The sequence below is a fragment of the Dokdonella immobilis genome, assembly GCF_900115085.1.
GTDB lineage: Bacteria > Pseudomonadota > Gammaproteobacteria > Xanthomonadales > Rhodanobacteraceae > Dokdonella > Dokdonella immobilis.
The window spans coordinates 13431-27853 of record NZ_FOVF01000021.1 but is presented as its reverse complement, the minus strand read 5'-3'; the positions used below and the strand labels follow the sequence as shown (position 1 = coordinate 27853).

The window sequence follows — 14423 nt, the reverse complement described above, 5'->3', positions numbered from 1 at the left end:
GGAGTTTGCATGGACAACATGATTTCCAACCTGCTCGCCAGCTACGGTTGGTGGCTGCTGGCCCTGGTCCTGATCGCCGCGGAACTGCTCGCGCCAGGCTACTTCCTGCTCTGGATCGGACTGGCGGCCGGCGTCATGGGCCTGGTCATGCTGGTGTTCCCCGGACTGCCGTTCCTGGCCCAGGCCATCGTCTTCGCCGGACTCTCGATCGGGGTCTGCTGGGTGTACTGGAAATTCATCCGCCCAGCCGCCGAACTGCGCGACGATCAGCCGCTGCTGAATCGCAAGGGCGATCGCATGATCGGTCGCCACGTGACCGTGGTCGAGGCGATCGTCAATGGACGCGGCAAGGTCAAGGTTGGTGATTCCGTATGGCTGGTCGAAGGCGCGGATTGTCCGGTCGGCACCCTGGTTGAAATCATCGGCGTGCAAGGCACGACCCTGCAGATCGCCAGGTCGCCCGGGAGCTGAGCGCGCCCGGGCGGCGCCGGCTCGACGCATTCACTATAATCCGCGCCTCTTCCAAAGGCGTCCAACATGACCCGCAAAACGATCCTCAACGAATCGCACCGTGCGCTCGGCGCGAAAATGGTCGATTTCGGCGGCTGGGACATGCCGCTCAACTACGGCTCGCAGATCGAGGAGCACCATGCCGTGCGGCGCGACGCCGGCATGTTCGATGTCTCGCACATGACCGTGGTCGATCTGAAGGGCGAGCGGACCCGCGAGTTCCTGCGCCATCTGCTCGCCAACGACGTCGACAAACTGAAGAAGCCGGGCAAGGCCCTGTACTCATGCATGCTCAACGAAAGCGGCGGCGTGATCGATGACCTGATCGTCTACTTCGTGACCGAGGACTTCTTCCGTACCGTGGTCAATGCTGCCACCCGCGACAAGGATCTGGCCTGGATCACACGCCAGGCGCAGGCCTTCGGCGTCGAGGTCAGCGAGCGCCGCGATCTCGCCATGATCGCCGTGCAGGGCCCGAATGCGCGTTCGCGCGCGGCCTCGCTGTTCACTCCCGAGGTGGCCGCACAGGCGCTCAAGCTCGGCAAGTTCGTGGCCATGCAGGGTGACGGCCTGTTCATTGCGCGGACCGGTTACACGGGCGAGGACGGCTTCGAGATCATGGTCGACGAAGCGGCCGCGGTGGACCTCTGGAAGCGGCTGCTGGAGGCCGGCGTCACGCCCGCCGGTCTCGGTGCGCGCGATACCCTGCGCCTGGAAGCGGGCATGAACCTCTACGGCCAGGACATGGACGAAACGATCACGCCCTGGGAAGCCGGACTGGCCTGGACCGTGGCACTGGGCGAGGAGCGTGACTTCATCGGCCGAACCGCGCTTGAATCGGCCAGGGCCGGGGGCGTCAATCGTGTCATGGTCGGCATCGTCATGGACGAGAAGGGCGTGCTGCGGCATGGCCAGACCGTGCTCACCGACGCCGGCAACGGCGAAGTGCTCTCGGGCACGTTCTCACCGACCCTTGGCAAGGCGATCGGCTTCGCCAGGATTCCCGCCACTGCCGGCGAAGGCCTGCGCGTCGACATTCGCGGCCGCGAGGTGCCGGTGCGCCTGGCGAAGGTTCCGTTCGTGCGCGATGGCCAGGCAGTGGCCACCGACTGATTCGAATGCCGGCGACTGCTAGAATCCGGGGCCTGGCACTCCCCTCCAACGACTCCTAATCCAGGGCTTCCGTCATGAAAGAAATTCCCGGCGATCTGATGTTCCTCAAGTCACACGAGTGGGTGCGTGTCGAAGACAACGGCACGGCCACGGTCGGCATCTCCGACCATGCCCAGGAGTTGCTCGGTGACCTCGTCTATGTCGAGCTGCCCAACGTGGGCGATACGGCACAGGCCGGCACGGCAGCCGCCGTGGTCGAGTCGGTCAAGGCCGCCTCCGACGTCTACGCCCCGGTCAGTGGCGAAATCGTTGCGGTCAACGATGCGCTGGCGGACAAGCCAGAGACGATCAACGAGGACGCCTACGGCGACGGCTGGATCTTCGTCGTCAAGCTGTCCGATCGCGACGAGTTGCAGGAACTGCTCGACCCGGATGCCTATGCCGAGCTGGTCGAGAACGAAGACGACTGACCCGCGGGGATCGACGACGCATCAAGGCGGGCCGGAACTCCGGCCCGTTTTTTTTTGATCGCGGCATGGAACTCCATCGGGCGGCCGGTTCCCCGATCGATGCCGCAGTCGGCTGTTCGAGCAGCGCAGGATTTCCGGGCGAGGTGCGCCATGGAGATGTGTTCGATTGAAGAGTTGCGCAGAACCTTCGCCAGGAAAATCGATTTGCGTGAAGGTCGTCTGCTCGCGATCCTCGGCGCGAGAATCCGGATTTTCGATCTCCGGAGGCGGAAAACGCCGGTCCAGCAAAACTTTTTTTCACGTCGTTTGGTTGGCGTTCTGGATCCGTTTTTCGGGTATTCGGGCGCTGTCGAACCGATTGCGCGGCATCGATCGTCATATGCCGCATGGCATTGCGCCGCGCGGCCTCCAGCGTGCCTTGCTGGCTGCAGGGCGCGCCATTGCTGGTTATCCGGACAATCGACCGTCTCATGTTGAATAAGCGTCTAGACGTATAGACGGCTATATTCGATAAAAATGGCTGTTCGCAAGTGGTTGCCGTGGCTGGATTTTCGGGGCTTTCGGAGCCGTTTTTCGGGGCTTGCATCCCCTCAGAAATTTGTTGACACGCGCACGCGACAGGAATAATTTTCGCGGCAGTAACACAACAGACACAAAAAAGAATCATGGCAGCACCCCGATTCGTCGATCCATACATCGAGCACGGTCTGAAATCATCGGCCGTAAGAAAAATCACGGTATCGATTCCGCTGCACATTCTTCGACTTCTGTCCGACGAACGGACCCGGCGCCAGGTCGCCAACCTGCGCCACGCCACCAACAGCAATCTGCTGTGCGAAGCATTTCTACACGCTTTTACTGGGCAACCACTGCCAACTGACGAGGAGCTAAGACGCGATATGGCAACCAAGAAAGCAACTGCGAAAAAGAAACCTGCCGCAAAGAAACCTGCCGCCAAGAAGGCGGCCAAGAAGGCCGTAGCCAAGAAGGCGCCGGCCAAGAAGAAGACGGCCAAGGCAAAATCCGCCACGGCCATGAAGAAGGCGCCTGCGAAGAAGGTCGCCAAGAAAGCGGCCAAGAAGAAGACTGCCAAGAAGAAGGTAGTCAAGGCCAAGGCCGCCACGGCCATGAAGAAGGCGCCGGCGAAAAAGCCAGCCGCCAAGAAGGCACCAGCCAAGAAAGCTGCAAAGAAGGCTGCCAAGAAGAAGTAATCACGACCCGGTCAGGAGCCTTCGGGCGAATGACCCTTGACTGGACGCCACGCATCACACCCTTGATGCAAGGCAGTACAGAGTCACTGCACGGCAAGTGCAGGTAAAGAAGCTTCACTGGATGTTGCAATCGAACTCCTCTCCCTGCGGTATGCCCAGCGCAGGGAGAGATTTCGAAAAGCCAATCCTCCGGCGCAGCGCTTGCCACCCGCGGTCGAGGCCGAATTTGGCCTCCCGCAGTCTCACTTCCCTTCGAAATCCGTCGGGCGAATCCGAACTGTGACGGCCGACGATTCGCCGTCCATCCGTACTTGCTAGCGTAGGGCGTCCGATTCCGTTCCGGAGTGCCGTCATGCGCAATTCCCTCGCCCCGATCGTCTGGCTCGCCGGGTCCTGTCTCGGCATGCTGGCGAACGCCGCCACGATCGACGTCAGCATCGATCTCGCCGCGGATCGGCATCCGCTGAAGCGCGAAATATTCGGTGTGAGTGGCGCCCCGGACCTCGGCGCCGTGGCCTATCCGTTGCTTCGTTGGGGTGGCAATTCGACGACCCGCTACAACTGGCAGGCAGACGTGCACAACACCGCCTCGGACTGGTTCTTCATGAACATCCCGGACGGCAACGGCACGCCATCCGGATCGTCGGTCGAAGCATTGCTGGAAAGCACGCTGGCGGCCGGTTCGCAGCCCCTGCTGACACTCAGCACCATCGGCTGGACGCCGAAAGCGGTGCAACAAAAACGCTGGGGCTATTCGGTCGTCAAGTACGGCCCCCAGCTTGTCACCGAGTGCAGCTATTTCGGTTCGAATCCGCCCGCCTGGTGCACGGCCGACGCCGGCAACGGCAGCTGCAATCCTGCGCAGAACCAGACCGGGTACTGCGGCGCCAACGGACTCATCGTCGGTAACGATCCCCTGGATACCGCCGATCCGGCCACGCCGCAAACGCAGACCGCGTGGATGGCCCACCTGCAGCAGCGATTCGGGACGGCCGCCAGCGGCGGCGTGCGCTATTACGCGCTCGACAACGAACCGATGCTGTGGAATTCGACCCATCGCGATGTCCACCCGCAGCCGCTGACCTATGACGAAATCTGGCAACGCACCGTGGCCTATGCCGGGGCCATCAAGGCCCAGGATCCCGATGCCCGGGTGTTCGGACCGGTCACCTGGGGTTATTGCGACCTGTTCGGTTCGGCGGCCGACAACTGCCTCGACGGCAGCGACCGCGCGGCCCATGGCGGCATTCCGTTCGTGAAGTGGTACCTGCAGCAGGTCTGCGCCTATCAGGCACAACACGGTGTCCGGCTGGTCGACTACCTCGACCTGCATTACTACCCGCAGGGCGATGGCGTCGTGGACTTTTCCGATCCACCCAACGGCTCGGAAACGGCCACGGTGTCCGCGCGTCGGCTGCGTTCGCTGAAGGAGCTCTATGATCCGACCTGGCAATCCGAATCATGGCTCGCCGATCTCGGCTCTGCCTCGCCGTGGTACTACAGCCATCCGCAATTGATTCGCCGCGCGCGGGCCTGGATCGATGAAGCGTGTCCCGGTACCGGGCTTGCCATCACCGAGTACAACTGGGGTGCCGACAACGGCGCCAGCAGTGCGATCGCCCATGCCGAGGCCCTGGCCATCTTCGCGCGCGAAGGGGTCGACGTCGCTGCGCGATGGGTCGCACCGGCGGCCGGCTCGCTGGTCGAGCGCGCGTTCCGGCTATATCTGGATTTCGATGGGCAGGGCGGCCGGGTCGAGGGCGACAGTGTTCGCGCCACCAGTACCAACGTCGATGCGCTCGGCGCGTATGCCTTCCACGCGAGCGGAAGCCGGGTCATGGTCGTGCTGATCAACAAGGCAACAACGGCCAACGCCGCCGCCATCGACTTCGGTACGACGCTGGCCGGCAACTGGCAGCTCTACCAGTTCAGCGGCTCGAGCAACCTGGCACTCGCCAGCAGCGGCAACGTGAACGGCACGAGTCTGGTTACGGCCAACCTGCCGGCGCGTTCCGCCAGCCTGCTCGTGCTGCCGGATAGCGATCGCATCTTCGTGGACGGGTTCGATCAGCCCTGAGGGTCGCGCGCACCCGAAGGCGCGCGTGCCGACCGCAGCCATCGGCTGGACAGCGCGGACAAGGCCAGCGGCATGATCGGGGAACGCATCATGCCCAGGGCGAGACTGGCTAGCGATGCCATCACCTGCGCGGACCGACGCAATCGGCGCCTTCCGATCATCCATCCCGCGACCAGCCCTCCAGCCACGATCAGGATGGACCGATGGCGTGCGAATGCCTTGCGCAGGAACTGGGTCTGCTCAGCAAGCCGCACCTGTCGCGCCTGCAGGCGTCCGGCCGCCGCTTGAGCCTGTCGACGGTGGCGGCGCAGACTCATGCCTGCGGTCCCGGTCTGGGCCCGGCGCCATTGGAATCCTGCGAGTCGCGCGAACCGACGATCAGCGCACGCGTTCGCGGCAGGCTGAGGTCGCGCCAGCAGCGGCGCATCGACAGCAGGACCCAGCCTGCACCGAGAAGATTGCCCGCGGCGACGCCGCCGACGCCAAGCAGCCAGCTCCCGGTTGCCTTGGCAATCGCTGTCGCAATCAGTGCGCTGAGGGCAAGCCAGGCACCAGCGCCGAAGAAGATCAGCGCAAAGGACAGCCATACCAGGGCCAGGGCGCTGCTGCGCGCGAGGCGCAGTTCGGCGCGCAACAGTGCGAACGAGGCCTCTGCGACCTCGAGCGCACTGATCAATGCATCACGCGCTCGCCCGATCAGCGACTCGGTCGAGGTCGCGAGGGACTCCGACGCGGTCGCTGGCTCCGACGCATCCGGCACTTCGCCGGGCGATTGCACGCCCGGTGTCTCAGCGACGACGCAAGAGGCGGCTTGCAATGGCGCCAACCGCCACGGCAATCCCAATGGCCGCCCAGGGATGGGCGCGAATCTGTTCGGACGTGATCGAACCCAGACGCTTGGCGCCATCGCCGAAGCGCTCGCCGGCCGCGGACAGCTCCTCATGCAGTTGTGCGCCGTTGTTGCGCAGGCGCTCGCTGAAGCGGCCAGCGGAACGGGCGGCTTCTTCAAGACCGTCACTGATCTTTCCGGCCAGTTTGCCGGTGAGATTGCCGGCGGCGTCGGATGCGTCTTCGACGTTCTTCCTTTCTTGTCTTGAGATCGTGCTCATTGTCAGCTCCTTCACGGTGAGATGAGGCTCGGACCAACCAACCCCGCGCAGCCGCGGTAAGTGACTGCGCACCGGATCCATGCTGCCACGCCAAGCCTGAAGCCAGCATGGCTGGATTGCTGCACGCCCTGCCGGCAGGCTCGACCGCCAACGCGTCCGCCGGCAGGTCCCGGAGCGGCGAGGCGCACGCGAAGAATACGCGGCAGATCCGCGATAACCGCCCGCTCCACGGTGTGACAGCGAGCGCCAAGGTGTGACACCTCGCGCGGGAATGCGTTATCGTTCAGGCATCCTTTCGCTGGATGATGCCGGCAAAAGAGGGGCACACGGTGGCTGGCCGAGGGACCGGGCAAAAAAGCGAGGGTGGGGCGAGAGCGCGCCGCGGGGAATGCATTGCAATGATCTTCCGCGCCGCTTTCAGCAATTTGGCAAGTTTTGTGCATGCCGTCTTGCGTCCTGTTCTCATCGATTCCGCTGTGGGCAAGTCTTTCTGCATCGCGAATGTCCTGTCCCGCCAATTCGGAGCGTCTGGCAACAATGAAACCGTCCCTTCCTGATATGCGTTCCGTCCGCGGTTCGGCCTTGCCCAAGATCATCATCGGCGTGCTCGTCCTCGCCGCGCTTGCAGGCGGTGCGTGGTGGTTTCTGAATCGACAGAACTCTGCAGCTCCCGGTGGCGCGCCGAGCGCGACCGCGCCAGCCGCCACGAGCGAGGAGGCGCCGTCGGCGGCGGTCTCGCCCGCGGTCGAGGAACTGACCATCGATCAGCTCTATCGCGAGGCGCGCAAGGCCATGTCCGAGCAGCGCATGGTTGCGCCGGCCGGCAACAACGCCCTCGAATACTACCTGGCGATCATCGAGAAGGACCCGACCAATTCGGGCGCCACCGATGCCCTGCGCGAACTCTTCCCGTTCGCCAGCGGCACGGCGGAGCAGGAGATCAACCAGGGCAACCTCGACGAAGCGACCCGCATCATCGCTTCGCTGGCCAAGGCCGACCCGAGCAACTACACGTTGACGATCCTGCGCAGCAAGCTCGAGTCGAAGAAGAAGCAGATCGAATTGCAGGAAGCGCAGGCCGCAGCGGCTGCCGCGGCACCGCCGCCGCCCAAGCCGGCCAGCGAGACCGAGACGACGGCAAGCGCCGCGACGGCAACCGAGACGCCGAGCGCGGAGACGGCGGCAACCACGGCACCGCCGGCGCCGGCACCGGTGGCGCCGAAGCCGGCCCCAGCGCCACCACCGGCCGCGCCGAGTGGGGAGACGCGCGACGTCGAAGTGGTGACGCCGGTCGCACCGTCCTATCCGAGCCAGGCCGCGCGCAATCGCGAAGAGGGCTGGGTCGAAGTCGAATTCACCGTGACCGCGGAAGGAGTCGTCCAGGATGCCAAGGTCACCGCCTCGGATCCTGCGCGCGTGTTCGACCGTGAAGCGATCCGTTCGATCGAGCGGACCAAGTTCAATCCGCGCCTGGAGAACGGCGTTCCGGTCAGTGCGACCGTCCGCCGCCGGATCGAATTCAAGCTCGGCCGCTGATCCTCGCGACCCCGAGAACCGCTGCTCGCAACCGGAGAGGCTCCGGTTGCGGCTCGGGCGAAGGATATCGGTCGCAAGACGCCGAGCCGCGCCCGCGCCGGACCACCGGGCCGGCGTCCCCGACCCGCACGTGCGCGTGTCACCGCGGCCACGAATCGCCACGCGACCGGTCGCCATGCCAGGCGCGACGTCGATCGGGCGACTGCTCTTGGAACGTGCCTAGTGTGGTGTCCCGCAAATAACGCGAAGAAATTCCGGATGGATTTCATGGCGGGACAAGGCGCGAGGAGGAGTCATAGTGGGCACTATGGCGACGACGAGCAACGCAGTATCGCCGTGAAAGACGCCGGAATTATTTGATGGTATTTGTGGGACACCACACTAGCTGAGTAGACAGCGACGCAGGTGGACGAGCATGTCGTGTTCGGCGTCCTGGCCGACCGGCTCGCTGGCCAGGTGCAGAAGCTTCTGCGCGGCTGCCTCGTGTGCGTCGCCCGAGAGACTGGCCGCCAACTGGCCGGCGAAATCGGTCAGCACCAGCAGCCCGAGGCCACGCAGGCTGGCCTTGTCCGCATCGATGGCCCTGTGCAGTTGGGCCCTGGCCTCGTTCAGGACCTGCAGCGAGCGAAGCGGAAACTGCAGCGCGCTCCACGGCCACCACGAGGCGCGCACGCGGTGAACGACATCGCGACGGAACAGGCTCTCGAGCAGGTGAAGGGCAACCGGGTGCATGCGCGCGACGAGAAGCTCGATCGCCGCGGACATTGGCAGTCCGTTGGCCGGCCCGGACAGGATCTGCGCCGCCTGGGTCAACTGCGGGTGCGTCGTCGGCAAGGACGCCTCGACGGCAATGTGTCCGTTCTTGAACCGCAGACGATGCTGCTCGGCAAGGTCGAGAAGCAGGGCGGCTGCGGCCAGCGAATTGATGTCGGCGTGGGCACGGGCGACCTCGAAGTCGCCGCGCTGCGGATCGATGCACAGCAACATCAGTTGCTCGGCAATCAGCATGAATCGCCTCCTGGCATTCGTTGCCCCTACGCGAAACGCCGACCCGCAACGGCGTCGAAAACGGCCGCCTATGCTAAGCCATTCGTGCGCGGGAAGTGGAGTTCCGTGTGCACACACGCCGTTCCGGCGAGCGGCCGCTGCGAATCGAGTCGATTTCGCTCAGTCGATTTCGCCGCCCGAAACACTCGACATCCGCGTGGGACCAAGCCCGGCCCAGTCGATCGATGGCAAGCCCAGGTAGCGATCGAACAGCATCGGCAGCAGGCCGCTCGGCGCGACCGATTCGCAGTTCCACAACATGACGACGCCAAATCGGCGCTTGGGCAGGAATCCGATCATGGCCCGATAGCCCTGCACGGCACCGGCATGAAAAATGAGGGTTTCACCAGCGTATTCGTAGACCCGCCAACCGAGCGCATATTGTGCGTCGAGCAAGCGACCGCGACGCCATGGGGTGGAGCGCAAATCGCGCGGCGTTTCCACCACGGGCTTGTGCAGCTCGTCGAGCAGCTTCGGCGAAAGGACGTCCGGGTAACCGCCCATCTGGGCGATCAGCCACTGTTCCATGTCGCGCAGGCTGGCATTGACCCCGGCCGCGGGCGGCATGCGGTAGTAGGTCTCGTTCGGCATGAACGGCTTCCAGACGCGTCCGGCGCGCCGATGCGGCCGCGCCCAGCGCGGCGAGTGCTCGAGCGAATCACGTCCGTAGGTGGCGTCGTGCATGCCCAGCGGATGGAAGATGCGCTTCTCGACCTCGTGATAGAAGAAGTCGCCAGTCAGCGCATAGGTGACGTCGCCGATCAGGCTGAAGGCGATGTTCTGGTACGCGTAGCATTCGCCGACCGGGCAGGCCATCGGCACTTCGCTGAGGCGTTCGACCAGCAGCGGGTAGGGCTCGTCCTGCTCGAGCAGGTTGTCGTAGGTGTTATGCGGCAGGCCGACCCGATGACTGAGGATGTCGCCGACGGTCAGCTTGCTGCTTGCATCGTCATCGGCAAGGGCGAAGGTCGGCAACACGTTGGCAACATGCGTGTCCCATTGCATCAGGCCATCCTCGACCAGCATGCCGGCCAGGGTCGTCGCAAAGGCCTTGGACAGCGAAGCCAGGCGGAACACGGTGTCGGGCTCGACCTTTTCCCGACTGGCCCAGTCCGCATAGCCGATACCGCGTTCGAGAAGGACCTGGTCGTCCTTGACGATGGCCACGGCAAGGCCGGCGACCTGACCCGAAGTCTCGAGGCGATCCAACCAACGATTGAATTCCGTGGCGACCGGCGCCGCGTCACTGGCGATGTCGTGGACGTCGACGTGCGGTCGGGCCGGGACCCGGGAATGCGGTCGCCGGCTGCCGGCGGCGAGGTCCGCGCAGTGGCCGGCGAAAACGGCACCGAACAGGAGCACGCAGGGGAACAGACGGCGTTTCGTGGAGGAGATCATTGATCGTTGTGGACGCATGCTATGCTCGAAATCATACGTTGAAACACGCATCCGTGGAGAGGAAATGATGAGTTCCCTGATACTGCTTGCGATCATCGTCGCGTTCGCCTTCTACGCGATCAGTGTCTACAACGGCCTGGTCACCTCGCGCAACGCCTACAAGAATGCGTTTGCCCAGATCGACGTCCAGCTGACCCGTCGCTACGACCTGATCCCCAATCTCGTCGAGACCGCCAAGGGCTACATGAAGCACGAGCGCGAGACGCTCGAGGCGGTCATCCAGGCGCGCAACTCGGCGGTCTCCGGACTGTCCGCGGCCAAGGCCAATCCGGGCGACCCGCAGGCCATGCAGCAGCTTTCCGGCGCCGAGAACGCGCTGACCCAGACTCTAGGACGCCTGTTCGCCCTGTCCGAGGCCTATCCGGACCTGAAGGCCAACCAGAACATGATGCAGCTCAGCGAGGAACTGACGTCGACCGAAAACAAGGTCGCGTTCGCCCGCCAGGCCTACAACGACTCGGTCATGGGCTACAACAACGCGCGTGAAGTGTTTCCGAGCTCGATCGTGGCCAACATGTTCAGCTTCCAGCCGGCGCAACTGCTCGAGATCGAGGCGCCCGAGAAGCGCGAGGCCGTGAAGGTTTCGTTTACCTGATCGTCGTGCCGGATCGCCTGTCGCTCGAGGCAGGCGATCCTGGCCGTCCGCACCCGAGGCCACGGCGTTGAACTTCTTCGCCCACCAGGAAGTCGCGCGCAAGCAGACACGGCGCATGATCGTGCTGTTCACGATCGCCGTGATCTGCATCGTGGTCGCCGTCGACGCTGTCGTCATGATCGCGTTCGGCATCGGCCGTGAAGGGCGACGCGGAGCGGTCGGCGTCAATTCCGGCGCGCTCGTGGCCAGCACGCTCAGTGTGATTGCGGTCATCGGGCTGGCCACCCTGTACCGCATCTCGACCTTGCGCGCGGGTGGCAGCGCGGTCGCCCTGCAGCTCGGCGCGACGCCGGTGCCGGCCGACACGACCGATTTCGCCTACCGTCGCCTGCGCAACGTGATCGAGGAGATCGCGATCGCCTCCGGCGTCCCGGTCCCGGAGATCTTCGTGCTCGAGGACGAAGTCGCGATCAACGCCTTCGCGTCCGGCTATACCCCGGCCGACGCCGCGCTCACCGTCACGCGCGGCTGTCTCGACAAGCTCACCCGCGACGAACTGCAGGGCGTCATCGCGCATGAGTTCAGCCACGTCCTGAACGGCGACATGCGGCTCAACATCCGCCTCGTCGGCGTCGCCTTCGGCATCCTCGTGCTGGCCATCGTCGGGCGCAAGATCGCCGAAGTCTCCGGGCGCTCGCGCAGCCGCGACAGCGGCGGCATCGTCGTGCTCGGCATCGCCCTGCTCGTGGTCGGCTACATCGGCGTGTTCTTCGCGCGCATCATCAAGGCCTCGATATCGCGCCAGCGCGAGTACCTGGCCGACGCTTCGGCCGTGCAGTTCACGCGCCAGACCGAAGGCATCGCCGGAGCGCTGAAGAAGATCGGCGGACTCGCCGAAGGCTCGAAACTCGCCAGCCACGATGGCGAGGAAGTCGCCCATATGCTGTTTGGAGACGGTGTCGGCTATTCGGCCCTGTTCGCCACGCATCCACCCCTGGTCGACCGCATCAAGCGCCTGCAACCGCGCTTCGATCCGGCCGAGTTCGTCGAGATCGCCGCTGACTGGACGCAGCCGCGACGCGTTGGGGACAGCGATGATCCGCAGGTTTCGCTGGCCGGCTTCGCGCCGGCGCGGCGCTCGTCGAAGCATGCGCCGGAGTCCCGCGCGGGCGTGCTTCCGGCAGCGTCCGGGGAAATGCGCCTGTCGGCCACGGCGGTGGCCGAGCAGGTCGGCCATCCCGACACCGGTGATTATCAGGCGGCGGCGACCCTGAACCAGGCCATCCCGGCGGCCCTCAGCGCGGCCGCCCACGGACGAGAGCAGTCGGTTTCGGTCGTATTCGCACTCCTCCTGAATGCCGACGACAGCGTGCGCCGCCAGCAACTGGACCTGATCGGGCAGTACTACGATGCCGGAACCGCAGCCGAGGTCGAAGCGCTGGCCGCGCAGACCGAGGTGCTGCATCCAATGCAGCGCCTGCCACTGGCCGCGATGGCCTTTCCTGCCCTGCGCCGGCATCCGCGGCCGAAGCTGCAGGTCTTCGTCATCGTGCTCAAACAGCTGATCAAGGCCGACGGCAAGGTCAGCCTGCAGGAGTACTGCCTCGCCAAGCTGGTCGGCATCCAGGTCATCGATGCCCTCAATCCTTCGGCGACCCGGGTCATGGGCCGGATTCGCCTGACCGAGACCGCGGCCGAACTGCGCGACCTGTTCTCGGTAGTCGCCGAATATGGGCACGACGACGCCGAAAGTGCGCGTCGGGCCTACGTGCTCGGACTCAACGAGGTGCTGCCCGCGGCAAGACCGTCCTATGCGCCGCCGCAGGACTGGGCCCTGGCTCTCGATCGCGCCCTGCCGCGACTCGACCTGCTGGCGCCCGCCGGCAAGGAACTCGTGGTCCGCGGTCTGACCCATGCGATCAGCGCCGATGGCGTGGTCAGCGTCGAGGAGGCGGAATTGCTGCGTACGGTCTGTGCCGCCCTGCACTGTCCATTGCCGCCGATGCTGCATCAGTCCGGCTGAGGGCGCCGACGGCCGCGCCGGCCCAGGGCAGACCGATCTTCCGGGTACCGCTGAGGCATCGCGCGCGCGCGGCACGTTGCGATACCGGGCCGGGTCGTGGAGCATAGCGGCCCCGCCGAGACCAGCCACCCGATGAGCCAAGAATCCGAATCCGTAGACGCCCGTCTCGAGCAGGTCCTGCGCGATTTCGGAGCCCGCCTGGGCGTGCTGATGCGCAGCTATCGCCTTGATCGGCATGGGATTGATCCGGCGGACGTCGAGCAGGAGGTGCGCATTCGCCTGTGGAAGGCGATCGCGCGTGACCGCTCCGGGGCCTTTCATGCGTCTTATGTGCAAAGGGTGGTTGCGACCACCGTGATCGATGCGCTGCGCAGGGCCGAAGTCCGGGCCGCGGAGCCATTGCCCGAGGATGACGGCGAAACCGGCCAATGGGCCGAACCCGGTGTCTCTCCCGAGCAGTCGGCCACGGATGACGAGCGCATGACGGGTCTGCAGCGCTGCCTGGCGGAGATTCCCGAGCGCCGGCGCCTGCCAATCACCCTTCACCTGCAGGGCTTTTCCCTGCAGGAAATCGCCGACGTGGTCGGAACCTCGACCGAGGCGGCGAGAAAACTGGTCACTCGCGGGCTCGATGGCCTGAAATCGAGGCTGCGGGAATTGGGATACGGTGAATTCGATGACTGAGCAAAAGCTGTCCACCCTGTACCGCCGCATGCTTGTGGAATCGGCTTCCGGGCCCGCTGGCCTCCTCGATGCCGAAACCCTGGTCGCCGCTTCCGCGGGTACGCTCAAGGGCGACCGCCGCAATGAAGTTGCGGCGCGACTTTCGCGCTCGCCACTGCAGACCGACCTCGTGCGCCTGTTGCGTGAGCTCGCACCCGAATCGGCCGCACTGGCGACGGCCGTGTCCGAACGCCAGGGGCTTGCGCATGCCCGCCACGGGCGCGCGCAGCGCCTGGGCAATGCGAGTCGCCGGCATGCACGGCCGTTGCGCTGGGTCGGGCTGGCGGCCTGCCTGTCGCTGGTCGTCGGTGCGGTTTTCTGGCAGATGCGGCTCGACTCCCCGGCCGATGCCGGTTCTTCGATCACGATGCAGGCCGCGGCTCGGCCGGATCGCATCTTCACGAGTCAGGATCGCATCTTCAGCATGAACGACGATCGCGTGGCCCAGGCCGCTGCGGATGGTGTATTCCAGTCGGATTTCAACGGCGGCTAGATTCCCGCCCGTCCGCGAGGAACAGGAAAAACGCCCGGGTCAGCCGGGCGTTTTTCCT

General features: G+C 65.0%; 15 protein-coding genes. 11 read left to right on the top strand and 4 right to left on the bottom strand.

The window, feature by feature from the left end:
* Positions 1-9: 9 nt before the first annotated feature.
* The 6 genes from BM125_RS13560 (at position 10) to BM125_RS13540 (ending at position 5381) form a co-directional block, all read left to right on the top strand.
* Positions 10-471 carry an NfeD family protein gene (locus tag BM125_RS13560; RefSeq protein WP_092408871.1) on the top strand — a complete coding sequence of 154 codons (462 nt, stop codon included), beginning with the start codon at positions 10-12 and terminating at the stop codon, positions 469-471.
* A 66-nt stretch (positions 472-537) separates the two neighbouring features.
* Positions 538-1623, top strand: coding sequence for a glycine cleavage system aminomethyltransferase GcvT (gene gcvT, locus BM125_RS13555; RefSeq protein WP_092408869.1), 1086 nt, complete (start codon positions 538-540; stop codon positions 1621-1623).
* A gap of 74 nt (positions 1624-1697) precedes the next feature.
* The gene (gene gcvH / locus BM125_RS13550; RefSeq protein ID WP_092408867.1) at positions 1698-2093 is read left to right on the top strand and encodes a glycine cleavage system protein GcvH; all 396 of its coding nucleotides are present in this window, start codon (positions 1698-1700) and stop codon (positions 2091-2093) included.
* A 208-nt stretch (positions 2094-2301) separates the two neighbouring features.
* Entirely contained in the window at positions 2302-2574 is a 273-nt protein-coding gene (locus BM125_RS19875) for a hypothetical protein (protein ID WP_139225005.1), read from the top strand.
* A gap of 184 nt (positions 2575-2758) precedes the next feature.
* Positions 2759-3304, top strand: a complete 546-nt coding sequence (gene metJ, locus BM125_RS20825) for a met regulon transcriptional regulator MetJ (RefSeq protein ID WP_092408865.1) — start codon at positions 2759-2761, stop codon at positions 3302-3304.
* A gap of 352 nt (positions 3305-3656) precedes the next feature.
* Positions 3657-5381: a glycoside hydrolase family 44 protein gene (locus BM125_RS13540; RefSeq protein ID WP_092408863.1), complete on the top strand. Its 1725-nt coding sequence runs from the start codon at positions 3657-3659 to the stop codon at positions 5379-5381.
* A gap of 313 nt (positions 5382-5694) precedes the next feature.
* Here BM125_RS13540 and BM125_RS13530 read toward each other — a convergent pair whose 3' ends face one another.
* Positions 5695-6159 carry a hypothetical protein gene (locus BM125_RS13530; protein WP_092408859.1) on the bottom strand — a complete coding sequence of 155 codons (465 nt, stop codon included), beginning with the start codon at positions 6157-6159 and terminating at the stop codon, positions 5695-5697.
* A gap of 10 nt (positions 6160-6169) precedes the next feature.
* Positions 6170-6571: a glycine zipper domain-containing protein gene (locus BM125_RS13525; protein ID WP_139225004.1), complete on the bottom strand. Its 402-nt coding sequence runs from the start codon at positions 6569-6571 to the stop codon at positions 6170-6172.
* 501 nt (positions 6572-7072) lie between these two features.
* Between BM125_RS13525 and BM125_RS13520 the strand changes: the two genes are divergently transcribed.
* Positions 7073-8026: an energy transducer TonB gene (locus BM125_RS13520; RefSeq protein WP_139225003.1), complete on the top strand. Its 954-nt coding sequence runs from the start codon at positions 7073-7075 to the stop codon at positions 8024-8026.
* 381 nt (positions 8027-8407) lie between these two features.
* Here the strand turns inward: BM125_RS13520 and BM125_RS13515 are convergent, their stop codons facing one another.
* Entirely contained in the window at positions 8408-9034 is a 627-nt protein-coding gene (locus tag BM125_RS13515; protein WP_092408853.1) for a GPP34 family phosphoprotein, read from the bottom strand.
* Between the two features lie 159 nt (positions 9035-9193).
* Positions 9194-10489: a serine hydrolase domain-containing protein gene (locus BM125_RS13510; RefSeq protein WP_245778923.1), complete on the bottom strand. Its 1296-nt coding sequence runs from the start codon at positions 10487-10489 to the stop codon at positions 9194-9196.
* 49 nt (positions 10490-10538) lie between these two features.
* On the opposite strand from BM125_RS13510, the gene BM125_RS13505 reads away from it, so the two are divergent.
* From BM125_RS13505 to BM125_RS13490, 4 genes are all read left to right on the top strand, one after another.
* A complete protein-coding gene (locus BM125_RS13505) occupies positions 10539-11126 on the top strand; it encodes a LemA family protein (RefSeq protein WP_092408940.1) in 588 nt (195 codons plus the stop codon).
* Positions 11127-11193: 67 nt separating this feature from the next.
* Positions 11194-13149 carry a M48 family metallopeptidase gene (locus tag BM125_RS13500; protein ID WP_092408849.1) on the top strand — a complete coding sequence of 652 codons (1956 nt, stop codon included), beginning with the start codon at positions 11194-11196 and terminating at the stop codon, positions 13147-13149.
* A 132-nt stretch (positions 13150-13281) separates the two neighbouring features.
* On the top strand, positions 13282-13833 hold the full coding sequence (locus BM125_RS13495; protein ID WP_092408847.1) for an RNA polymerase sigma factor: 552 nt from the start codon (positions 13282-13284) through the stop codon (positions 13831-13833).
* Positions 13826-14365, top strand: a complete 540-nt coding sequence (locus tag BM125_RS13490; RefSeq protein WP_092408845.1) for a hypothetical protein — start codon at positions 13826-13828, stop codon at positions 14363-14365. The genes BM125_RS13495 and BM125_RS13490 overlap by 8 nt, the downstream gene beginning before the upstream one ends.
* The last annotated feature ends 58 nt before the right edge of the window (positions 14366-14423 follow it).